Below are 406 nucleotides of genomic sequence, written 5' to 3' on the forward strand. Positions count from 1 at the left end.
GAATTACTCCACCTAAAAATTTCAAAACTGCCATTGCGATTTCCATATTATTTCCTCCTCTTTTGTTGTTGCTAAGATGTGATTTATCTTTATGYTTTCATTATAGTAAGCGCTTACATTWTTATCAATACATTCTTATATGYAATATTGCATATGAGAATGTAGCAGGTTCCCTTTGCATTGTTAATAAGAGTAGCATTAATCATATTTTCCATTCTCAGATAATGGTCTTCCTGGAAAACGCAAGTAAGCAATTTGTATGGAAAATCCTAATCTATTAGCGACTCCACGTTGTTTTTTTACTTTTTCAAATTAGAAGCACTCCATATTTAAACTGGTCTTTGAATCGTATATATTTTAAATCCATCCCAATAGAGTGTACTCTATTGATACAATTATAGTAAAC

At 30.5% G+C, this 406-nt stretch carries 1 pseudogene; it reads right to left on the bottom strand.

Annotation, left to right across the window (positions count from 1 at the left end):
* Positions 1 to 207: 207 nt before the first annotated feature.
* Positions 208 to 303: pseudogene (locus AC1DJR_RS33755) on the bottom strand (DUF4158 domain-containing protein); the annotation flags it as partial.
* Positions 304 to 406: the final 103 nt, after the last annotated feature.

This window comes from Bacillus sp. 05T31, from assembly GCF_056396725.1.